The following is a 19,549-nucleotide window of genomic DNA, read 5'->3' as shown; positions in this document are numbered from 1 at the left end:
CATCATCAGAACGCGCCGATCGCGGCGCCGGGCAAAGCGGTGAATAAAAGATAACAGCCGGGCATTTTCGCCGATTTGCCAACCGGTGACAATCAATGCTTTTTCCGGCCGGGCTGATTACCCCAGCGGCAACGCCATCACGATCGCGTCTTCGCGGCCGTGGGCGCTCGGGTAATAATTGCGGCGCACGGTGACTTCGTTGAAACCAAGATCTTCATACAGCGCGATCGCCGCCTGGTTGGAGGCACGGACTTCCAGCCACAGCGTAACCACGCCGCGGCTCTCCAGCTGTTCGATCAACGCGTTGAGCAACAGGCGGCCAAAGCCCCGGCGCTGGTGCTGCGGATGAATGGCGATGTTGAACAGCGTGGCTTCGTCCAGCACGATCTGCGTGATGGCGAACCCCGCCATCTCCCCATCGGCGCTCAGCTTCAGGTTAAGGTAGCGATCGCCCTGATTGCTGGCAAAGGTGGTTTCCGTCCAGGGGAAAGCGTGGCTGGCTTGCTCAATGTTGAAGGCCGTGGCCAGGTCGGCCGCCGTCAGGGTAGAAATCGTGTTCATGATGACAAATCTGCTGCCAGAGGGCGCGTTTGGCCCCCGCGTCTTGGGAAAGCTCGGCCAACGCCGGGCTGTGTAGCTGCGCGCCGGCGACCGCGAGCGGTTTCGTCACGCCCAGCCGCCAACTGTTGCATGCGGTCTCTTCAGGCAGCATCGCCACCTGTTCCGGCGTCAGGCTGTAGGTTTGCGCCGGCGTCAGCCCCAGGCTGCGCAGCACGTCGCAAAACAGCGGATCGTCGGGCGCCGGCTGCGTCTGCGCCACCACCAGCAGGCGCGTCTCGGGCGGCAGACTGACCGCCACTTCGCCCTGCAACACGCCCGGGCGGCGCAATGTCCACTGCGTAATACCCAGTTGTTGTAACAGCCAGTCGCGTTTTGATGCCATGCCGATTCCTACCCGTTGTGGTGCGCCATGCCTGCCATGCGCCGCGCTATGCTAACAAACCCGCGCAGCCCGCGCCAACAAACCCGTCGAACATATCGCCACAAAGCTCTATAATCCCCGGTCTCATTTCCAGGAGCCAATATCTGATGTCTGCATTAACCCCCGCCAGTGAAGTCATGCTGCGCCACAGTGATGAATTTATCGAACGCCGCGTGCTGTTTGCCGGCGACCTGCAGGACAGCCTGCCGGCCCAATTCGAGGCCGCGGACGTGCGCGTCCACACTCAGCAATACCATCACTGGCAGTTACTGAACCGGACGATGGGCGATAACGTGCAGTTCGGTTTGACCGTCGATCCCGCTTTCGTCGCCGACTGCGACACGCTGGTTTACTACTGGCCGAAGAGCAAGCAGGAAGCGCAATTCCAGCTGTGCAACATCCTGGCGCTGCTGCCGGTGGGCGCGGACGTGTTCGTGGTCGGTGAAAACCGCAGCGGCGTGCGCAGCGCCGAGCCAACGCTGGAAGGCCACGTCACGCTGGTGAAAATCGACAGCGCGCGCCGCTGCGGCCTGTATCACGGCCGCCTGGACGCGCAGACCGAGTTCGACCTGAACGACTGGTGGGGCAGCTATCAGCTGCACGATCTGGAAGTGAAAACGCTGCCGGGCGTGTTCAGCCGCGACGGTCTGGACGTCGGCAGCTCGCTGCTGCTGTCGACGCTGGAAAAACACATGAAAGGCAAGGTGCTGGACATCGGCTGCGGCGCCGGCGTCATGGCCTCGGTAATGTCCAAGCTGTCGCCGAAAGTCAAATTGACCCTCAGCGACGTCAACGCCGCCGCGGTGGAATCCAGCCGCGCGACGCTGGCCGCCAACGGCATCGAAGGGGAAGTGATCGTCAGCAACGTTTACTCCGACATCACCGGCCGTTTCGACATGATCATCTCCAACCCGCCGTTCCACGACGGGCTGCAGACCAGCCTGACCGCCGCCGAAACCCTGATCCGCGGCGCGGTGAAGCACCTGCCGATCGGTGGCCAACTGCGCATTGTCGCCAACGCCTTCCTGCCATACCCGGACATTCTGGACGCCACCTTCGGCAGCCACGAAGTGCTGGCGCAGAACGGCCGCTTCAAGGTGTACCAGGCGACCGTCGGCCGTCCGCCGCGCGCGCCGAAGAAGAAATAATTCGCCGTTGGCGGAAAACGACAGAGCGCGGCCTGCAGGCCGCGCTTTTTTTTAACCGTTGATGTAGGTCATCGACTCCGCGCCGTAGCGTTCGCCGGCCGCCGCGCTCAGCGGGAACACCGCTTCAATCGCCGCCAGCTCAGCCGCGCTCAGCGTTATCTCCGCCGCCGCGACGTTCTCTTCCAGGTAACGACGGCGTTTGGTGCCGGGGATCGGCACGATGTGTTCCCCCTGCGCCAACACCCAGGCCAGCGCCAGCTGCGAAGGTTTAACGCCCTTCTGCGCCGCCAACTCGCTCACCTTCTCCACCAGCGCCAGATTGCGGCTGAAGTTTTCCCCCTGGAAGCGCGGGTTGCTGCGGCGGAAGTCGTCCTCGGCCAGATCCTCCGGCCGCTGGATAGCGCCGGTGAGGAAACCGCGCCCTAACGGGCTGTAGGGCACAAAGCCGATGCCCAGGCGCTCGCAGGCCGCCAGCACGCCCTGCTCGGCGTCGCGCGTCCACAGCGAATATTCGGTCTGCAGCGCGGTGATCGGATGCACCTTGTGCGCCCGCTCCAGCGTGGCGACCGACGCCTCGCTCAGGCCGATGTGGCGGATCTTGCCTTCCCGGATCAGATCCGCCATCGTGCCCACGACGTCCTCGATCGGCACCTGCGGATCGACCCGGTGCTGATAATAAAGATCGATCTCCTCCACGCCCAAGCGCCGCAGGCTGCCCTCGACGGAGCGCCGGATATACTCGGGCCGGCTGCTGACGCCGCGTGCCGAAGGATCCGCCGGATCGCGCAGGATGCCGAACTTGGTGGCCAGGAACACCTGTTGCCGCTTGCCTTTGATCGCTTCCCCCACCAGCTCTTCGTTGGTGTGCGGGCCATACATGTCGGCGGTGTCGAGCAGCGTAACGCCCAGCTCCAGCGCCCGGTGCAGCGTGGCGATGGCTTCCTGCCGATCGGCGCCGGTGGAGTAGAAGTCGCTCATGCCCATGCATCCCAACCCCAGGGCGGAGACGACGGGACCGTGGGAACCGAGTTTACGTTGTTGCATTGTGCTGCCCTCATGCGGTGAATGGATAACGCAGCAAAGTCTGGTTGTTTACGCGAAAAAGATAAATAATGCAGATTGCACATCACTGTTCAAAAATCACCAACAATACGGAGTGGTAATGGATCAGGTTCAAGCCATGCGCATTTTTACCCGCATCGTCGAACTGGGCAGCTTCAGCCGGGCGGCCGAACGCCTGCAGCTGCCGCGCGCCACGGTCAGCAACGCGCTGAAACGGCTGGAACAGCGGCTGGGCGTGCGCCTGCTGATCCGCACCACCCGCCAGGTGCAGGTGACCAGCGAAGGCAGTCTCTACTATCAACGCTGCGTGCAGTTGCTGGGCGCGCTGGAGGAGGCGGACACGCTGTTCAGCCACCATAAGCTGCAGCCGTCCGGCAAAGTGCGCATCGATATGCCCCATTCGCTGGCGCGCGAGGTCGTCATTCCGGCGCTGGACGACTTCTACCGGCGCTATCCCGACATCACGCTGGCGCTGGGCGCCAACGACACCCACGTCGATCTGCTGCGCGAAGGCGTGGACTGCGTGCTGCGCGCCTGGGAAACCGAAGACGACAGCCTGGTGGCGCGGCGCATCGCCCAGCTGCCGCAGGTCACCTGCGCTTCCCCCGCTTACCTGCAGGCCCACGGCACGCCGCTCGACATCGATAGCCTGGCGCCGCACCGCGCGGTGGGGTATTTTTCGCTGGCCAACAACCGCGATTACCCACTGGAGTTTTGCCGCGGCGGCAAGCTGGAACTGCGCGAACTGCCCGCCCGGCTGAGCGTCAGCGGCGCCGACGCCTATATCGCCGGCGCGCGCGCCGGCATGGGATTGATACAGGCGGCGCGCTATTCGCTTGCCCCTTGGCTGGAACAGGGCGAACTGGTGGAAGTGCTGGCGGAAACGCCGCCTCCGCCGATGCCGATTTACATCATGTATCCGCCCGGCCGTTTCCTGGCGCCGCGGGTCAGAGTGTTGATTGATTGGCTGATTTGGCTGTTTGACCAGCAGAAAAGCGGCGATATGGCTGTTTTTCCAGCAAACGCCCGCAAAGCGGGGAAATAACTGTTGACGTGTCCGCCAAAATCTCTAGAATTCGCCTCCGTGGTAACGTTACTCCGGTAATGTTTCTGGTACGCGAAGGTGGCGGAATTGGTAGACGCGCTAGCTTCAGGTGTTAGTGTCCTTACGGACGTGAGGGTTCAAGTCCCTCTCTTCGCACCAAATAACCACATGATTTATATTGCACTCAGCATCGATGCGAAGGTGGCGGAATTGGTAGACGCGCTAGCTTCAGGTGTTAGTGTTCTTACGGACGTGAGGGTTCAAGTCCCTCTCTTCGCACCACGCTGGCGACGTAATATAAATCAAAGCAACAACATCGACTGTGCGAAGGTGGCGGAATTGGTAGACGCGCTAGCTTCAGGTGTTAGTGTCCTTACGGACGTGAGGGTTCAAGTCCCTCTCTTCGCACCAATTGATGATCTCTCCGGCAGTATCCTCGAAAAAATCCCAACGCACTGATGAATCACACGCTTAAGCGTGGTTTTGCCGTTTCCGGCGTTTCACCCGAAGCTGAAGTTCAGGCTGACAGCCGCCAGGCCGCCCGCCAGCGCCATACAGGAAGGCAGCAGCAGATAGTGGCGCAGCCGGCTGTTGAACAACATGACCAGCGTGGCCAACATCGCTATCACGATCAGGGTGCGCAACTGCACCATATCCAGGTCGATCAAGGCCAGCAGCGGCATCAGCGCACAAGGCAGCAAAACGCCCCAGGCGCTGGCCAGGCGATCCCCGAGGCACCAACTGACGCCCCACAGTCCGCACGCGGCAATCATGGCGGTGAGCATGACAACCCCCCTTCAAGTGATAATGATAACCAATATCATATAACACTTTTTTGGCCGCCGCATCATTTTCACTGCGCAGACCAAACCCAGATGACACCAGCATGAAAAAATGATAATTTGACATAAGAAAATTCCTAGTCCTGTTTGCATGATAATAATCACAATCCTCAACCATGCAATTCAAGTGGATATTCGCGCCAAAGGAATGCTTCTCAACCTTAATTATTCGACAGAACGACTTTGCAAAGAGTGACCTCCGTATGAACGCCCGTTCTTATCAGGAATTACTGAACAGCAAGCAGCGCCTGGCATTATTTCTTTTTCTGATAATGAATGCCGCCTCTTCCGTATTTACATTATTGTTCCCTTTTAGGGATACACCCGCATTTACCCTACCTTTATTATGTATACCGCTATTTTGTCTGGTAGCGGCGCTATTTTCCCTGCAAACGCCACGCAAATACTTGTGCAAACTCAACCTGTTCGCCGGCGTGCTCGGCCTGCTCTGGGCCGCACATATTTACGTTAAAAGTCAATATTGCCTACCGAATAACCAAGATTTTTTATTAATTAGTTTGTTTAGCATCTTTTTTATCAGCGCTATTTCCCTGACGGACAACTTTACCGCCTTTTGTTTACACGCCGTGCCTTCCGCAATGGTGATCCTGGCTTTAGACGGCATGCATAATACCCTGCGGATATTATTCACCACGCTATTACCTATTATCGCTTTCTCCATCCACCACCTGATGTTGAAACGCAGTGAAATCTTTACTCACGCGCTGGTGGCCAACCTGTATAACGAGCGCGATAAATTCAATAATTTGAGCATGATCGATCCTCTGACCGGCCTTTATAACCGGCGTGGGCTGGAGAATAAGATCACGATGCTGCTGGAACCGCAAACCGGCCATCATTACGTGCTGTTGCTGGATATCGACCACTTCAAGGTCTATAACGACAGCTACGGCCACGCCATGGGCGATCGGGCGTTGGTGCAGGTGGCGGTCGCCATCCGCGATGCGGTGCGTTCGCGCGACATCGTGGTGCGTTACGGCGGGGAAGAATTTTTGGTGTTGCTGACCAACGTGCACGAAGGCTACGCTGCGCAACTGGCCGAACGGGTGCGCCAGCGGGTGGCGGAGCTGAACATCCCGCACGGCGCCAGTCCGCAGCACAGCGGCACGCTGACGCTCAGCGCCGGCATCTCCGCGCTGGAAAAACTGGACATCGAATCGGCGATAGGCGCAGCCGACGCCGCGCTCTATCTGGCGAAGCACAGCGGACGCAACAATATTCAGCTGGCGCAAAACGTCGAGCCCGCTGCCGTTCACTCTTAAGCCGCCGTGGTAACGGCGCGGCGGCTGACATCAACACTTATACGGCTATACGGCGGTGGAACGCAGCCCGTTCAGCAACAGGTTCAAACTGGCCAAGGCTTGTTCCAGCCCCACGTCTTTTTCCGGATGATGGGCGACCCACAGCGCGGCATCCATCAGGCCGCCGTTGATTAAATGCGCCAGCGCTTCCGGATCGGCAACGGCGATACGCCGCTGCGCCATCAATAACTCCAATGCGCCCGTCATCCAGCTGATGCACGCCAGCTTGCTGGCCCGCAGATATTCAGCTCCCAGCACCGAAGGTGAATCACGCAACAGAATGCGTTGCGCTTGCGGCTCCGTCATCATGATCAGATAACTGCGGCAACGCGCCGCAAAAGCCTCCCAGTCATCCGCAGTACTCGCGGTTATCTCAGCCAGATGCGCATCCATCTCCGCGTCTATCGCCTGCACCACCGCCAGGAACAGCCCCTTTTTATCGCCAAAATGGTGATAGAGCGCGCCGCGCGTCAGGCCGGCCTGGGCGGTGAGATCATCCATCACCGTTTCGGCATACCCCACGTTGCCGAATTGCAGGCGGGCCGCCGCCACCAGCTTTTGTCGGGTTTCTTCAATCATTTCGGTACGCGCTTTACGTGCCATGGGTTCACTCCCGCCTCGTTATTGATGACGTTATAATTGACATACGCTATGTATGTCAATTAACGTAACATACGTGGCGTATGTCAATGATGGACATTGAGCGAATACCGAGCCGCAACATTCCGGAGCCCATTTTATGGCAAATCCTTATTTCAAACTGTTCACCGCCCCGGGCAGCAAGGCGTTTTCCTCTGCCGGGCTGATCGCGCGCCTGCCGGTCTCGATGACCGGCATCGGCATCATTACCATGCTCTCGCAGGTACGCGGCTCCTATTGGTTAGCGGGCGCGGTGGCGGCGACGTTCGCCTTTTCCATGGCGCTGCTCGCGCCGCAGATCGCGCGCGCAGCGGATCGCTTCGGCCAACGCCGAGTGCTGCCGTATGCCACCGGGACCAGCGCGATCGCCCTCTTGCTGCTGCTGATTTGCACTCGCTACCAGGCACCGGATTGGGCGCTGTTCGTCTTCGCCGCGCTCGCGGGCGGCATGCCCAGCATCTCCGCGATGGTCAGAGCTCGCTGGAGCGAAATTTATCGCGGCACGCCGCAGCTGCACACGGCATTTTCATTCGAGTCGGTGTTGGACGAAGTCGCCTTTATCATCGGCCCGCCGATCGCCGTGGGGCTCAGCGTTTCACTTTTCCCAGAAGCCGGCCCTCTGGTGGCCGCGCTGCTTCTGGTGGCGGGCGTCACGGCATTCGCCTTGCAAAAAAGCACACAGCCCCCGGTTTACACCCGCAACAGCGAGCGGCAGCGCGCCATCCTGGCTATGCCGTCAATGCAAATTCTGGTGCTGGCGCTGATCGCCCTGGGCACCATTGTCGGCACCGTGGACGTCATCAGCGTGGCCTTCGCCGAGCAGCAAGGCCAGCCGGCCGCCGCCAGCATCGTGCTGTCGGTTTACGCGTTTGGCTCCTGCCTCGCCGGGCTGATTTTCGGCGCAATGAAGATCCCCGTCCCCTTGCCCCGCCTGTTCTTATACGCGGCGTTCGCCACCGCATTCACTACCCTGCCGCTGCTGTGGGTGCACAATGTCTTGACGCTGGCGGCGGCGATGTTTGTCGCCGGACTGTTTTTCGCGCCGACCATGATCATTGCCATGGGGCTGGTTGAAAACATCGTGCCCCCCGCCAGGCTGACGGAGGGATTGACCTGGATGGTCACCGGTCTGGGGATAGGCGTGGCGTTCGGCGCAGCCCTGGCGGGCCTGGCGATCGACGCTGCGGGGATAACGGCCGGCTTTGGCGTCACGCTCACGGCCGGCCTGGTCGTACTGCTGGTGGCGGCCGGCGGCTATCGCCTAATGCGGCGAACGCTGGCCTTGAAAGCGGCGTGAACCGCCCGCGCTAAACGGTTTCCCAAATCGCCTTGCCCTGCCAGCGCCGTTCGATCGCCACCAGAAACAGTTTCACTTTGGGGGAGAGATGGCGTCGGCTGGGATAAACGGCGCAGATCGGCGGCCCCGGGCGACAATAGCGTTCCAGCACCGGCACCAGCGTGCCGGCCGCCATCTGTTCACCGACCAGAAACGCCCCTACCTGACACAGACCTGCCCCGGCGACGGCCGCATCCCGCAATGCCTCGACGTTGTTGAAACGCATCCGGCCGCGCACCGGCTGTTCGTGCAGTTGGCCGTTAACCCGATAGCGCCAGGGCGCCGGCAATCCCTGGTGGCTGAAGACCAGCGTCTCGTGATCGCCCAGCGCCTCCGGTGTCGCAGGCGTGCCGTAGCGCGCCAGATAGTCCGGCGCCGCGCAGGTGATCAGGCGGTGCGGCGCGAGCACCCGCCGCACCAGCCGACTGTCGTCGCTGCCGCCGACGCGGATCGCCACGTCGATACCGTCGCGCACCAAATCGCTGTAATCGTCGGAGAAGCTGACGTCGGCGTCCACCTCCGGCCACTGCGCCAAAAATTCCCGCAGAATCGGCAAAATATGCAACCGCCCCAACGAGACCGGCACATCCAGCCGCAGCCGCCCGCGCGGGGTTTGCCGCCGCGTATTGAGCGCCGTTTCTGCCTCTTCGGCCTGCGACAGGATGCGCTGCGCATATTCGTAAAACACTGCGCCGTCTTCGGTCAGGCTGACGCTGCGCGTGGTGCGCTGCAGCAGCCGGGACGCCAATCGCGCCTCCAATCGGTTCACGCATTTGCCCGCCGCCGATCGGGAGATGCCCAGTCTCTCGGCCGCCAGCGTGAAGCTGCAGGCGTCGGCGACGCGAATGAATACCAGCAGGTCGGTCAGGTTATCCAACGGCATAGACGGTAAATTAGCCACGCTTTGTCCCCAATGTTGCGCATTCAGGCCAGTTTATCAGCCATTTTAGCGCGGATACACTGGGGTTCTTCATCTGTTGGGAGAGTCATTATGAGTGCCTTACACGCCGACGGCGGCGCAAAAGCGTGGCTGGCGACCTTCGCGGTCGGCCTGTCCACCTTTACCGTCGTCACCGCAGAAATGCTGCCCGTCGGGCTGCTGACCCCGATCGTCAGCACCCTGAACGCGTCGATCGGCCGCGCCGGGCTGCTGATTTCCCTGCCGGCCCTGTTCGCCGCGCTGTTCGCCCCGCTGGTGGTGCTGGGCGCCCGGCGCACAGACCGCCGCAACCTGCTGGCGGGCTTTCTGCTGCTGCTGATCGCCGCTAACCTGCTGGCCGCCGCCGCCACCTCCCTGGCGCTGCTGTTCGCTGCGCGCATCCTGCTGGGTTTTTGCATCGGCGGTATCTGGGCCATCGCCGGCGGGCTGGCGGAACGCCTGGTGCCGCCGGCCTCCGTCGGATTGGCGCTGTCTATCATCTTCGGTGGCGTAGCGGCGGCCTCGGTGTTCGGGGTGCCGCTCGGGGTATTCCTCGGCGAAGCGCTGGGCTGGCGCATGGCGTTTCTGGCGGTCGCCGTTCTGGCGGCGCTGACCCTGCTCCTGCTGGTGTGCGTGCTGCCGCCGCTGCCGGTCACGCAGGCGATCGGCTGGCGGTCGTTCACCGCGCAACGCGCGAATCGCCGGCTGCTGACCGGGCTGCTGCTGACGTTTCTGCTGGTCGCCGGTCACTTTATGGCTTACACCTTTGTCCGTCCACTGCTGCAGACGGTCTCCGGCATCGAGAGCCGCTGGGTGGGGCCGCTGCTGTTCGCCTACGGCATCGCCGGCCTCGTCGGGAATTTTATCGCCGGCCAGGCCGCCGCCAAACGGCTGCGCCGCACCCTGGCGCTGATCGCCCTCGGGCTGGCGCTCGCCGTCCTGCTGCTGCCGCTGCTGGGCCACACGCCGCTGAGCGGCGGCGCCTTCCTGCTGCTGTGGGGCATCGCCTACGGCGGCGTTTCCGTTGCGTTGATGGCGTGGATGCTCAAGGCGGCGCCCGATGCGGCCGAGGTCGCCTCTTCACTGTATATCGCGCTGTTTAACCTGGCGATCTCCTGCGGTTCGCTGGTGGGCGGGCTGGTGGTGGATGCCGGCGGCCTGACGATAAACGGCGCGCTGTCCGGCCTGGTGCTGCTGCTGGCGTTGGCCATCCTGATGGGGACCCGGCGGCAGATGCCGAAAACGGCGGCGAAAGCCGATTCGCCGCCGGGGTGAATCAGGCGCGGCGCTGCCGCAGGCCGTAAACCAGCACCACCGCGAAGCACAGCAGCGGCAGCAGATAAGAGAGCGCGGTGCTGTAACGGTCGGCCAGCGCCCCCATAAAGTAAGGCATGATGGCGCCGCCGACGATCGCCATGATCATGAACGAGCTGGCGCGCTTGGTGTGCTTGCCCAGATTTTTCACCCCCAGGGCGAAAATGGTCGGGAACATGATCGACATAAAGAAGAACACCGCGATCAGCGCCACCACCGAGACGCCGTCGACGCTCAGCATTACCACACCGCACAGCGCAATGTTGATCAGCGCATAGACCGCCAGCAGCGTCGCCGGTTTGACCCGTCCCATCAGCCAGGTGCTGAAGAAACGTCCGACCATAAAGCAGATCATGGCGATCGACAGCAGGTAAGAGGCGCTCTGGTTAGACACCTCGCGCCAGTGCTCGGTGGCGTAGTTGATGAAGAACGCCCCCACGCCCACCTGCGCCGCCACGTAGAAAAACTGCGTGATGACCCCGCCGACGAAATGCGGATGCTGCCACAACCCCTGCGCTATCACGCCGTGCACCGGTTTTTCCTCTTCGCGGATCGCCGGCAGCCGGGTGCGGCTGAACAACAACGCGATCAGCAGCACCAGCGCGGCGATCGCCACATAGGTCATCTTCACCGCGCTCTGATCGCCGCCGCCGACGGACTGGCCGGCGGAGAAGAACAGCGTGCCGCCGATCAGCGGGCCGATAAACTGCCCGAGGCCGTTGAACGACTGGGCCAGGTTGAGCCGCCGTTCGGCGCCCTGCGCGTCGCCCAGCACCGTGGCGTACGGGTTGGCCGCCGTTTCCAGGCAGCCCAGGCCGCTGGCGATAACGAACAGCGCGAACAGGAAGACGCCGAAGCTGTTGGCCGACGCCGCCGGCACGAACAGCAGCGCGCCCAGTGCGTACAGGCACAGCCCGACCAGAATGCCCGCCTTATAGCCCTTGCGATCCATGAAATAACCGGCGGGCAGCGCCACCAGGAAATAGGCGCCGAAGTACGCCGCCTGCAGCAGCCCCGACTGCGCCTTGGTGACGTGCAGCGTTTCCTGAAAATGTTTGTTCAATACGTCCAGCAGGCCATAGGACAGCCCCCACATGAAGAACAGGCTGGTGACCAGGATAAAGGCCCAGCGCAGATTGGCGGTCACGGGGACGCCCGGCTGCGCGGAGGCCGCACTTTTTTCAGCAAGCATGGTGATACCCTCGTATCGTCTGGCGATGATGATGTTGGCGTTATTGCTGTTGCAGAGAGAAAATCCGCGCCATTTCCACCCATTTTTCGCCCTGCGGCGTCCAGGGGGTGGCGGCCTGGTAGTGCCACATCAGCGCTTCCCATCGCTGCACTTCGGGGTTGTTCAGGCTGGCGGCGTCAAAACGCGCGGCGTCGAAATCGGCGCTGACCTCCACGATCATGAACAGCCGGGTGCCTAACCGGTAAATCTCCATGTCCAGAATGCCGTGCTCGCGCAAATGCGCGGCGATGCCCGGCCAAATGCGCTGATGATGCTGCTGGTACTCCGCAATCAGCGCCGGTGAGTCAATCAGATCGAGCGCCTGGCAGAAACGGCGCCGCCCTGCCGCCGCGCCGCTCACGTCAGCGCCCGATCGAGATGCAGGTAGCCGCCGTCCACCGACAGCCACTGTCCAGTGGTGTGTGATGACCGCGACGACAGCAGAAACGCCACGGTATCGGCGATCTCCTGCGGCGTGGTCATGCGCTGCCCGAGCGGAATGCGCGCGGTGATCTTCTCCATCTGCCGCTGCGGCTCGGCGAAGGTGTTGAGCCAGCGCTGGTACTGCGGGGTGATCACCTCCGCCGGCACCACCGCGTTCACCCGCACCCCATCATGGCGCAGCGACACCGCCCATTCGCGCGTCAGCGCCAGCACCGCGCCCTTGGCGGCGGTGTAGCCGCTGGTGCCCCCCTGCCCGCTGAGTGCGGTCTTGGAGGCGATGTTGACGATGGCGCCCCGGCTCTCCCGCAGCGCCGCCTGGCACAGGTGCGCCATCAGGTAGTAATGCACCAGATTCTTTTCCAGCGAGCCGACGAACGCTTCGCGCCCCGCCTCTAGCCCGACGCCGTCGTTGACCCCGGCGTTGTTCACCAGCCCGTCAATGCGGCCGAAGGTCGCCAGCGTCTGGCTGACCGCCCGGCGGCAGGCCGCCTCGTCGCACAATTCGGTGAGGATCACTCCGGTGCGCGGCTGCAACCGCTGTAAATCGGCCAGCAGCGCCGTCTCCGGCGCGGCGTTGGTGACCAGCACCGGGATCGCCCCCTCTTCGGCCAGCACATGAGCAATCGCCGCGCCGATGCCGGCACCGCCGCCGGTGACCAGCACCACCTTATCTTGCAGATACAGATCCATAACCAGACTCCGTTAACCCGTAAATTCGCCGTGCGGTGTCGCCCCAAATCGCCGCCTGCTCGGCGGCCCCCAGCGTCGACAGCGCCCGTTCGCACAGTTGCACCACCTGGCGGTAGTCGCCGGCCAGCAGGCACACCGGCCAGTCGGAGCCGAACATCAGCCGCTGCGGGCCGAACGCCTCCAGCGCGGCATCGAAGAACGGCAGCAGTTCTTCCGCGCGCCACCGGCCACCCGGCGCCTCTGTGATCAGCCCCGAGAGCTTGCAGGCCACGTGCGGCAGCGCCGCCAACGGCCGGATTTGCTGCGCCCAGTGCCGCGCGCCGCGCGCGATGTCCGGCTTGCCGAGGTGATCCAGCACCAGCCAGTGTTGGTCGTGGCGGCCGGCAAACGCCGCCGCGGCCGCCAGATCCCGGTGCGTCACCAGGATCTCATACACATACCCGGCGCGCTGCAGCGTTTGCATGCCGCGATCCACCTCCGGCCGCGCCAGCCAGGCCGCTGGATCCGCTTCGTCCTGCACCTGATGGCGCACCCCGCGCAGCGCGCTGTAAGGCCGCCAGGCCTCCAGACGCTGCGCCAGCTGCGGCGCGGTGATATCCAACCAGCCCACCACGCCGCATACGCCCTCGCTCTGCTCAGCCAGCGCCAGCAGGGCCAGCGTCTCGTCCTCGCTGGGGCGCGCCTGCACCGCCAGCGCGCCGTCGAAGCCGTGTTCCTGCAACAGCGGCCGCAGCCGGGGCGGATCGAAATCCTGTCGCAGCACGCGCATCCGCTCGTCGATCCACGGGTAGTGCTGCGGGTGGTAGCGCCAGTAGTGCTGGTGAGCGTCGATGCGCGGCATGCGATCCTCCCGCCTCACCCGCGGAACCGATACTGCTCGATCGACGACGGATGCATCTCGATCGAGTAACCGGGACGGCTCGGCGGCATGTAGGCCGCGCCCTTGATCACACAGGGATCGACAAAGTGTTCATGCAAATGATCGACGTACTCGATCACCCGGCCTTCGTGGGTGCCGGCGATGCACAGGTAGTCGATCATCGACAGGTGCTGCACGTATTCGCACAGCCCGACGCCGCCGGCATGTGGGCAGACCGGCAGCTGGTATTTGGCCGCCATCAGCATCACCGCCAGCACTTCGTTGACGCCGCCGAGACGGCAGGCGTCGATCTGCACCACGTCCACCGCGCCGCGCATGATGAACTGCTTGAACATGATGCGGTTCTGGCACATCTCACCGGTGGCCACCTTGACCGGCGCCACCCCTTCGCGGATGCGGCGATGCCCTTCCACGTCGTCCGGGCTGGTCGGCTCTTCGATAAACCAGGGGTTGGCGAACGCCAGATGTTTCACCCACGGAATGGCTTCGCCCACCTCCCACACCTGGTTGGCGTCGATCATCAGCCGGCGATCCGGGCCGATCACCTCACGGGCGATGCGCACCCGGCGAATGTCGTCTTCCAGATCGCGCCCGACCTTCAGCTTCAGGTAGGAGAAACCGGCGTCGACCGCTTCCTGGCACAGGCGGCGCAGCTTGTCATCCGGGTAACCCAGCCAGCCGGCGGAGGTGGTGTAACAGGGGTACCCTTGCTGCAGCAGTCGCTCCAGGCGCCGTTCTTTGCCCTCGGCCCGCTGTTTCAGCAGCGCCAGCGCTTCCTGCGGCGTGATGCAGTCGGTGATGTAACGGAAGTCGATGCAGCGCACCAGTTCCTCCGGCGTCATCTCCGCCACCAGCCGCCATACCGGCTTGCCGACCGATTTGGCCCACAGATCCCACACCGCATTGACCACCGCGCCGGTCGCCAGGTGAATGGCGCCTTTGTCCGGCCCGATCCAGCGCAGCTGGCTGTCGCTGGTGAAGCGCCGCCAGAAGGCGCCCATGTCGGCGGCGATCGTCTCCAGCCGCTCACCGACGATCTGATGCTCCAGCGCGCGGATCGCCGCGCAGCAGATCTCGTTGCCGCGGCCGATGGTGAACGTCAGTCCGTGGCCGCTGAGATCCGCGCGATCGGTCTCCAGGATCACGTAGGCGGCGGAATAGTCGGGATCCGGATTCATGGCGTCGGATCCGTCCAGCCCCAACGAGGTGGGGAAACGAATGTCTTCAACCCGCAGTGCGGTAATGGTGGTCATGGCGGCGCTCCCGGTTAAGCCTGTACGGTTTGCTGGCGCTGTTCGCCCAGCCCTTCGATGCCCAGACGCATCGTCTGGCCCGCCCGCAGATAGACGGGCTGCGGTTTCTGCCCCATGCCGACGCCCGGCGGCGTACCGGTGGAGATCACGTCGCCCGGCTGCAGGCTCATAAAGCGGCTGAGGTAGCTGACGATCTGTGGAATGCGGAAGATCATGGTGCTGGTGTTGCCGTCCTGATAGCGCTTGCCGTCCACCTCCAGCCACAGGTTCAGGCTGTGCGGATCGGCGATTTCGTCGGCGGTCACCAGCCAGGGGCCGATCGGCCCGAAGGTGTCGCAGCCTTTGCCCTTGTCCCAGGTGCCGCCGCGCTCAATTTGATATTCGCGTTCTGAGACGTCGTTGATCACGCAATAACCGGCGACGTGGCGCATCGCGTCCGCTTCGCTGATGTAGCGCCCGCCCAGGCCGATCACCACGCCCAACTCCACTTCCCAATCGGTTTTCTGCGAGCCGCGCGGGATCTCCACCCGGTCGTAGGGGCCGACCACCGCGCTGGTCCATTTGTTGAACACCACCGGTTCTTCAGGAATGGCCGCGCCGGTTTCCGCCGCGTGATCGGCGTAGTTCAGGCCGATGCAGATGAACTTGCCGATGCCGCCGACGCAGGCGCCGAGGCGCGGCTGCCCCTCGACCAGCGGCAACGCGGCGCTGTCCAGCGCGCGCAGTTTGGCGAGCGACGCCGGCGATAACGCGGCGCCGCCCACGTCGGCGATATGCTGCGACAGATCGCGCAGGCGGCCCTGCGCATCCAACATGCCGGGGCGCTCTTGCCCGGGTTCCCCATAACGTAAAAGTTTCATGCGTTCCTCTCTCAAAAATGGCGGCTCAGTTGCTCCAGCCGCCGTCGATGATCTGCACCGTGCCGGTGGTGTACGAACTGGCGTCGGAGGCCAGGTACAGCGCCAACTGGGCAATTTCCTCGGTGGTGCCGATGCGCCCGATCGGCTGGCGGGCGACGAACGCCTGATACACCTCTTGCTCGCTACGCCCCTGCTCGCGCGCCTGCTCGGCGATGCGCTGACGCAGCGACGGCGATTCCACCGTGCCGGGGCAGATGGCGTTGCAGCGGATGCCCTGGGTGACGTAATCCGCCGCCACCGAGCGCGTCAGGCCAATCACCGCCGCCTTGCTGGCGCCGTAGGCGAAGCGGTTCGGCACCCCTTTCACGCTCGAGGCCACCGAGGACATGTTGATGATCGAACCTTTACCGCGCGCCAACATGCCCGGCAGGAAGGCGCGGATCATGCGGAACATTGCGGTCACGTTGAGATCGAGCGCGAACGCCCACTGATCCTCGCTGCAATCGAGGATCGATCCGCTGTGCACCACGCCGGCGCAGTTGAACAACACGTCGATCGGGCCGATCGCTTCCGCCGCCGCCGCGATGGCGGCCGGATCGGTGACGTTCAGCGTCAGCGCGCGGATCCCGGCGCAGCCCTGCAGGCGCTCGAGGTTGATGTCGCTGGCGATCACGTCGGCGCCGGCGGCGGCGAACAGCCTGGCGGTGGTGAATCCGATCCCTTGCCCGGCGGCGGTGATCAGTACGCGTTTCCCGGTTAAATCCATCTTGACTCCTCGGCCTAAAGGTCTAATGGTCAGGCCACTAAAGGCGGTAAAGGTCAGGCCTCTAACATGACAAAAGACGCTTTACGCGTTATCGTTGGGGGAAGAAGTTAATAAAAACAGCCTTGAAACTGCATTTCAATTAACCATTTTTTTACACTTGAATAACGATTACTCAAGCGCCTTGTCGCATAATTGTGCGCCAAATCACTGAACGCCGAATCGTCAAAGGTCAAAAATGCCGATTACCCGACTGGAAAACCCAAGGATTTACAGACAGATAGCTGACCAACTCAAACGTCTTATCGAGAACAACGAATTTCCGCCGGGCAGCCGCCTGCCCTCGGAGCGCGATCTTGCCCAGCAGTTGCAGGTCAGCCGCGCGTCGGTGCGCGAGGCGCTGATCGCGTTGGAAGTGATTGGCCTGGTGGACGTCAAGGTGGGCAACGGGGTGATCGTGCGTTCGCAAACGCCGCCGCCGGCGTCGCAAGAACCGGTCATGGCCCAGGCCGGCCGCAACCAGTGGGCGGAAATCGACGACGAACTGAATATCGAGCTGGATTTCAACGCCGAGCTGCCGCCGTTTTCACTGCTGCAAACCCGCCTGTTGATCGAACCGGAGACCGCCGCGCTGGCCGCGCGCCACGCCACCGACGAAGAGCTGGCGGGCATCCGCGCCGCCTATGAGCAGAACTGCCGCGATAACCGGGCCGGCTCCGCCACCCACCCCGGCGATCGGCTGTTCCACATCCGCATCGCCCAGGCCAGCGGCAACCCGGCCTATGCGTTCATCATCGGGCACCTGCTCGGCCACCGTTACGGCAGCATGTTCCGCGTGCTGCAGCGCCACTATACGCCGGACGACATGCCGCACCGTTCCGAGCTGGAACACCGGGCGATCCTGGCGGCAATTGAAGCGCGCGACGTGCGCGGCGCCCGCAAGGCGATGAAGGCGCACCTGGACGAAGTGATCGCCATTTTCGCCCGCGCGCAATAGGCCGCGGCGGTTAAAAATTTTTATCGCCACCGCTCTTTTTTCTACATGCAGCAGGGGCCTGGGGGCATTACACTGGGCGACGAATAACGCCCTTTCCCGCTGCATTGTTAAATGGATAACGACCGTTGAAGAACTCTGTCTCCGCTTTATTGCTGGCGCTGGGCCTGTGCGCCGCGCCGCTGGCCGTGCAGGCCGCGCCCCCGCAGCTGGCTTCGCAAATCGTCGACCAGTATGCCGAACATATTTTCTACAACAGCGGCGCCACCGGCATGGCGCTGGTGGTGATCGACGGCAATCAAGTGGTTAACCGCAGCTTTGGCGACACCAAGCCCGGCAACAACCTGCGCCCGCGCCCGGATTCGCTGATCCGCATCGCCTCGATCACCAAGCTGATGACCAGCGAAGTGATGGTGAAGATGGCGGCGGAAGGCCAGGTCAAGCTGACCGACCCGCTGCGCAAATATGCCCCCAAGGGCGCCTATGTGCCGGCTTACAACGCCAGCCAGCCGATCACCTTATTGAACCTGGCGACCCACACCAGCGCGCTGCCGCGCGAGCAGCCGGGCAAGAAGCCGCCGAAAACGCCGGTGTTCACCTGGCCGACCAAGGCCCAGCGCTGGCAGTGGCTGGCGCATGCCAACATCACGACGCCGCCGGGCGTGCACGCCGCGTATTCCAACCTGGCGTATGATCTGCTGGCCGACGCGCTGTCGCGCGCCGCGGGCAAGCCTTACAACGCGCTGCTGAAAGAGAAAATCACCGCGCCGCTCGGCATGGTCGACACCACGCTGACGCCGAGCCCTGAACAGTGTTCGCGCCTGATGGTGGCGGCGGCCGGCCCAAGCGCCTGTCGCGACACCACCGCCGCGGCCGGCAGCGGCGGCGTCTACTCCACCCCGCGCGACATGCAGCGCTGGATGCAGCAGTTCCTCTCCTCCAGCGCCAGCGGCCCGCGCAAAGCCACCGCCGCCAGCGAGCAAACCATGTACTTCCAGCGCCACGATCTGGTATCGCTGAAGGGCATGGACGTGCCGGGGCAAGCGGATGCATTGGGATTGGGCTGGGTGTATATGGCGCCGAAGGACGGGCTGCCGGGCATCATTCAGAAGACCGGCGGCGGCGGCGGATTCATCACCTATATGGCGATGATCCCGGCGAAAAACGTCGGGGTGTTCGTGGTGGTGACCCGTTCGGAGCTGAGCAAGTTCACCAACATGAGCGATCCGGTCAACCGCCTGGTGAGCGATCTGGCGGCCAACAAGAGTTGAGATGAGGGGCGCAGCTGGCTGCGCCCCCAGGCGTCAGGCCGGCACCGCCATCTGATGAATCACCGGATGGAAGTTGCGCTTGAAGTAGATCAGGCCGTTGCCCGCTTCGCTCAGCGCGATCTGCTTGATCTGCACCAGGTACATCTGGTGGGTGCCGATGCTCTGGATCTGCTCGATCTCCCCTTCCAGGCTGGCCAGGGTATTGCGCAGCACCGGCTGCCCCAGCGCGCCGAGCTGCCACTCTTCCAGCCGGAAACGATCTTCCATGCTGACGCCGGTCATGCCGGCGAAGTGGCGCGCCATCAGCTCCTGCTCGTGGTTAAGCACGTTGACGCACAGCCTGCGGTTTTCCTGAAACACCGGGTTCATCGCGCTGTTGCGGTTGATGCACACCAGCAGCGTCGGCGGCGTATCGGTCACCGAACACACCGCCGTGGCGGTGATGCCGCAGCGCCCCGCCGGGCCGTCGGTGGTGACGATATTCACCGCCGCCGACAGGCTGGCCATGGCGTCGCGAAAGCGCAGCCGCTGTTCATTTTCCTGAGACATACAAC

At 63.1% G+C, this 19,549-nt stretch carries 21 protein-coding genes and 3 tRNA genes; 10 read left to right on the top strand and 14 right to left on the bottom strand.

Translation table 11 applies throughout. The annotated features are described in order from the left end of the window. Nucleotides 1–117: 117 nt before the first annotated feature. Both rimI and ACORQT_RS02890 read right to left on the bottom strand, forming a co-directional pair. On the bottom strand, nt 118–561 hold the full coding sequence (gene rimI / locus ACORQT_RS02895) for a ribosomal protein S18-alanine N-acetyltransferase (protein ID WP_033641788.1): 444 nt from the start codon (nt 559–561) through the stop codon (nt 118–120). Next, complete coding sequence (locus ACORQT_RS02890) at nt 506–943, bottom strand: DNA polymerase III subunit psi (protein WP_444859314.1); 438 nt, start codon at nt 941–943, stop codon at nt 506–508. The genes rimI and ACORQT_RS02890 overlap by 56 nt, the downstream gene beginning before the upstream one ends. Before the next feature lie 146 nt (nt 944–1,089). Between ACORQT_RS02890 and rsmC the strand changes: the two genes are divergently transcribed. Next, nucleotides 1,090–2,130, top strand: coding sequence for a 16S rRNA (guanine(1207)-N(2))-methyltransferase RsmC (gene rsmC / locus ACORQT_RS02885; protein ID WP_042783654.1), 1,041 nt, complete (start codon nt 1,090–1,092; stop codon nt 2,128–2,130). A 51-nt stretch (nt 2,131–2,181) separates the two neighbouring features. Here the strand turns inward: rsmC and ACORQT_RS02880 are convergent, their stop codons facing one another. Further along, a complete protein-coding gene (locus ACORQT_RS02880) occupies nt 2,182–3,174 on the bottom strand; it encodes an aldo/keto reductase (RefSeq protein ID WP_042783653.1) in 993 nt (330 codons plus the stop codon). Between the two features lie 118 nt (nt 3,175–3,292). Between ACORQT_RS02880 and ACORQT_RS02875 the strand changes: the two genes are divergently transcribed. From ACORQT_RS02875 to ACORQT_RS02860, 4 genes are all read left to right on the top strand, one after another. Continuing rightward, a complete protein-coding gene (locus ACORQT_RS02875; RefSeq protein ID WP_042783652.1) occupies nt 3,293–4,237 on the top strand; it encodes a LysR family transcriptional regulator in 945 nt (314 codons plus the stop codon). A 72-nt stretch (nt 4,238–4,309) separates the two neighbouring features. Beyond that, a tRNA-Leu gene (locus tag ACORQT_RS02870) sits at nt 4,310–4,396 on the top strand. Between the two features lie 36 nt (nt 4,397–4,432). Next, nucleotides 4,433–4,519, top strand: a tRNA-Leu gene (locus ACORQT_RS02865). Nucleotides 4,520–4,561: 42 nt separating this feature from the next. Then, nucleotides 4,562–4,648 (top strand) — tRNA-Leu (locus tag ACORQT_RS02860). A gap of 89 nt (nt 4,649–4,737) precedes the next feature. On the opposite strand, the gene ACORQT_RS02855 is transcribed toward ACORQT_RS02860, so the two are convergent. Continuing rightward, nucleotides 4,738–5,022, bottom strand: a complete 285-nt coding sequence (locus tag ACORQT_RS02855) for a DUF1435 domain-containing protein (RefSeq protein ID WP_033641783.1) — start codon at nt 5,020–5,022, stop codon at nt 4,738–4,740. Between the two features lie 260 nt (nt 5,023–5,282). Here ACORQT_RS02855 and ACORQT_RS02850 point away from each other — a divergent pair, with 260 nt between their 5' ends. Next, entirely contained in the window at nt 5,283–6,362 is a 1,080-nt protein-coding gene (locus tag ACORQT_RS02850; RefSeq protein ID WP_042783651.1) for a GGDEF domain-containing protein, read from the top strand. Nucleotides 6,363–6,407: 45 nt separating this feature from the next. Here the strand turns inward: ACORQT_RS02850 and ACORQT_RS02845 are convergent, their stop codons facing one another. Continuing rightward, the gene (locus tag ACORQT_RS02845; protein WP_069101052.1) at nt 6,408–7,004 is read right to left on the bottom strand and encodes a TetR/AcrR family transcriptional regulator; all 597 of its coding nucleotides are present in this window, start codon (nt 7,002–7,004) and stop codon (nt 6,408–6,410) included. Between the two features lie 136 nt (nt 7,005–7,140). On the opposite strand from ACORQT_RS02845, the gene ACORQT_RS02840 reads away from it, so the two are divergent. Further along, complete coding sequence (locus ACORQT_RS02840) at nt 7,141–8,337, top strand: MFS transporter (RefSeq protein WP_033641780.1); 1,197 nt, start codon at nt 7,141–7,143, stop codon at nt 8,335–8,337. Nucleotides 8,338–8,347: 10 nt separating this feature from the next. On the opposite strand, the gene ACORQT_RS02835 is transcribed toward ACORQT_RS02840, so the two are convergent. Further along, nucleotides 8,348–9,259, bottom strand: coding sequence for a LysR family transcriptional regulator (locus tag ACORQT_RS02835; RefSeq protein ID WP_164057722.1), 912 nt, complete (start codon nt 9,257–9,259; stop codon nt 8,348–8,350). A gap of 108 nt (nt 9,260–9,367) precedes the next feature. On the opposite strand from ACORQT_RS02835, the gene ACORQT_RS02830 reads away from it, so the two are divergent. Next, the gene (locus ACORQT_RS02830; RefSeq protein ID WP_047025175.1) at nt 9,368–10,570 is read left to right on the top strand and encodes an MFS transporter; all 1,203 of its coding nucleotides are present in this window, start codon (nt 9,368–9,370) and stop codon (nt 10,568–10,570) included. A gap of 1 nt (nt 10,571) precedes the next feature. On the opposite strand, the gene fucP is transcribed toward ACORQT_RS02830, so the two are convergent. Genes fucP through ACORQT_RS02795 form a run of 7 tightly spaced genes read right to left on the bottom strand, consistent with a single transcriptional unit; the run spans nt 10,572 to nt 16,733 of the window. Continuing rightward, a complete protein-coding gene (gene fucP / locus ACORQT_RS02825) occupies nt 10,572–11,801 on the bottom strand; it encodes an L-fucose:H+ symporter permease (RefSeq protein ID WP_164057719.1) in 1,230 nt (409 codons plus the stop codon). Nucleotides 11,802–11,841: 40 nt separating this feature from the next. Continuing rightward, a complete protein-coding gene (locus ACORQT_RS02820; RefSeq protein WP_015376547.1) occupies nt 11,842–12,201 on the bottom strand; it encodes an L-rhamnose mutarotase in 360 nt (119 codons plus the stop codon). Then, nucleotides 12,198–12,974 carry an SDR family oxidoreductase gene (locus ACORQT_RS02815; RefSeq protein WP_042783648.1) on the bottom strand — a complete coding sequence of 259 codons (777 nt, stop codon included), beginning with the start codon at nt 12,972–12,974 and terminating at the stop codon, nt 12,198–12,200. Before ACORQT_RS02815 ends, ACORQT_RS02820 begins: the two co-directional genes overlap by 4 nt. Further along, nucleotides 12,952–13,815: an amidohydrolase family protein gene (locus tag ACORQT_RS02810; RefSeq protein ID WP_042783647.1), complete on the bottom strand. Its 864-nt coding sequence runs from the start codon at nt 13,813–13,815 to the stop codon at nt 12,952–12,954. The genes ACORQT_RS02815 and ACORQT_RS02810 overlap by 23 nt, the downstream gene beginning before the upstream one ends. 14 nt (nt 13,816–13,829) lie before the next feature. Further along, entirely contained in the window at nt 13,830–15,107 is a 1,278-nt protein-coding gene (locus ACORQT_RS02805; RefSeq protein WP_042783646.1) for an L-fuconate dehydratase, read from the bottom strand. A gap of 14 nt (nt 15,108–15,121) precedes the next feature. Further along, nucleotides 15,122–15,967 carry a fumarylacetoacetate hydrolase family protein gene (locus tag ACORQT_RS02800; RefSeq protein ID WP_042783645.1) on the bottom strand — a complete coding sequence of 282 codons (846 nt, stop codon included), beginning with the start codon at nt 15,965–15,967 and terminating at the stop codon, nt 15,122–15,124. Between the two features lie 25 nt (nt 15,968–15,992). Beyond that, on the bottom strand, nt 15,993–16,733 hold the full coding sequence (locus ACORQT_RS02795) for an SDR family oxidoreductase (protein WP_164057718.1): 741 nt from the start codon (nt 16,731–16,733) through the stop codon (nt 15,993–15,995). Nucleotides 16,734–16,968: 235 nt separating this feature from the next. Here ACORQT_RS02795 and ACORQT_RS02790 point away from each other — a divergent pair, with 235 nt between their 5' ends. Then, entirely contained in the window at nt 16,969–17,727 is a 759-nt protein-coding gene (locus tag ACORQT_RS02790; RefSeq protein ID WP_033641770.1) for a FadR/GntR family transcriptional regulator, read from the top strand. 125 nt (nt 17,728–17,852) lie between these two features. Next, entirely contained in the window at nt 17,853–18,995 is a 1,143-nt protein-coding gene (gene ampH / locus ACORQT_RS02785; protein ID WP_164057717.1) for a D-alanyl-D-alanine-carboxypeptidase/endopeptidase AmpH, read from the top strand. A 33-nt stretch (nt 18,996–19,028) separates the two neighbouring features. On the opposite strand, the gene hpaC is transcribed toward ampH, so the two are convergent. Beyond that, entirely contained in the window at nt 19,029–19,544 is a 516-nt protein-coding gene (gene hpaC, locus ACORQT_RS02780; protein ID WP_016929186.1) for a 4-hydroxyphenylacetate 3-monooxygenase, reductase component, read from the bottom strand. Nucleotides 19,545–19,549 lie beyond the last annotated feature (5 nt).

The organism is Serratia sp. (in: enterobacteria) (genome assembly GCF_052400455.1).
GTDB classification, from domain to species: domain Bacteria; phylum Pseudomonadota; class Gammaproteobacteria; order Enterobacterales; family Enterobacteriaceae; genus Serratia; species Serratia ureilytica.
This window is presented reverse-complemented; position numbering and strand designations above follow the sequence as displayed.

What these genes read in the sequence shown, in the direction of transcription:
- rimI (WP_033641788.1), bottom strand. Translation starts at nt 561, where the DNA reads ATGAACACGATTTCTACCCTGACGGCGGCCGACCTGGCCACGGCCTTC.
- ACORQT_RS02890 (WP_444859314.1), bottom strand. Translation starts at nt 943, where the DNA reads ATGGCATCAAAACGCGACTGGCTGTTACAACAACTGGGTATTACGCAG.
- rsmC (WP_042783654.1), top strand. Translation starts at nt 1,090, where the DNA reads ATGTCTGCATTAACCCCCGCCAGTGAAGTCATGCTGCGCCACAGTGAT.
- ACORQT_RS02880 (WP_042783653.1), bottom strand. Translation starts at nt 3,174, where the DNA reads ATGCAACAACGTAAACTCGGTTCCCACGGTCCCGTCGTCTCCGCCCTG.
- ACORQT_RS02875 (WP_042783652.1), top strand. Translation starts at nt 3,293, where the DNA reads ATGGATCAGGTTCAAGCCATGCGCATTTTTACCCGCATCGTCGAACTG.
- ACORQT_RS02855 (WP_033641783.1), bottom strand. Translation starts at nt 5,022, where the DNA reads ATGCTCACCGCCATGATTGCCGCGTGCGGACTGTGGGGCGTCAGTTGG.
- ACORQT_RS02850 (WP_042783651.1), top strand. Translation starts at nt 5,283, where the DNA reads ATGAACGCCCGTTCTTATCAGGAATTACTGAACAGCAAGCAGCGCCTG.
- ACORQT_RS02845 (WP_069101052.1), bottom strand. Translation starts at nt 7,004, where the DNA reads ATGGCACGTAAAGCGCGTACCGAAATGATTGAAGAAACCCGACAAAAG.
- ACORQT_RS02840 (WP_033641780.1), top strand. Translation starts at nt 7,141, where the DNA reads ATGGCAAATCCTTATTTCAAACTGTTCACCGCCCCGGGCAGCAAGGCG.
- ACORQT_RS02835 (WP_164057722.1), bottom strand. Translation starts at nt 9,259, where the DNA reads ATGCCGTTGGATAACCTGACCGACCTGCTGGTATTCATTCGCGTCGCC.
- ACORQT_RS02830 (WP_047025175.1), top strand. Translation starts at nt 9,368, where the DNA reads ATGAGTGCCTTACACGCCGACGGCGGCGCAAAAGCGTGGCTGGCGACC.
- fucP (WP_164057719.1), bottom strand. Translation starts at nt 11,801, where the DNA reads ATGCTTGCTGAAAAAAGTGCGGCCTCCGCGCAGCCGGGCGTCCCCGTG.
- ACORQT_RS02815 (WP_042783648.1), bottom strand. Translation starts at nt 12,974, where the DNA reads ATGGATCTGTATCTGCAAGATAAGGTGGTGCTGGTCACCGGCGGCGGT.
- ACORQT_RS02810 (WP_042783647.1), bottom strand. Translation starts at nt 13,815, where the DNA reads ATGCCGCGCATCGACGCTCACCAGCACTACTGGCGCTACCACCCGCAG.
- ACORQT_RS02805 (WP_042783646.1), bottom strand. Translation starts at nt 15,107, where the DNA reads ATGACCACCATTACCGCACTGCGGGTTGAAGACATTCGTTTCCCCACC.
- ACORQT_RS02800 (WP_042783645.1), bottom strand. Translation starts at nt 15,967, where the DNA reads ATGAAACTTTTACGTTATGGGGAACCCGGGCAAGAGCGCCCCGGCATG.
- ACORQT_RS02795 (WP_164057718.1), bottom strand. Translation starts at nt 16,733, where the DNA reads ATGGATTTAACCGGGAAACGCGTACTGATCACCGCCGCCGGGCAAGGG.
- ACORQT_RS02790 (WP_033641770.1), top strand. Translation starts at nt 16,969, where the DNA reads ATGCCGATTACCCGACTGGAAAACCCAAGGATTTACAGACAGATAGCT.
- hpaC (WP_016929186.1), bottom strand. Translation starts at nt 19,544, where the DNA reads ATGTCTCAGGAAAATGAACAGCGGCTGCGCTTTCGCGACGCCATGGCC.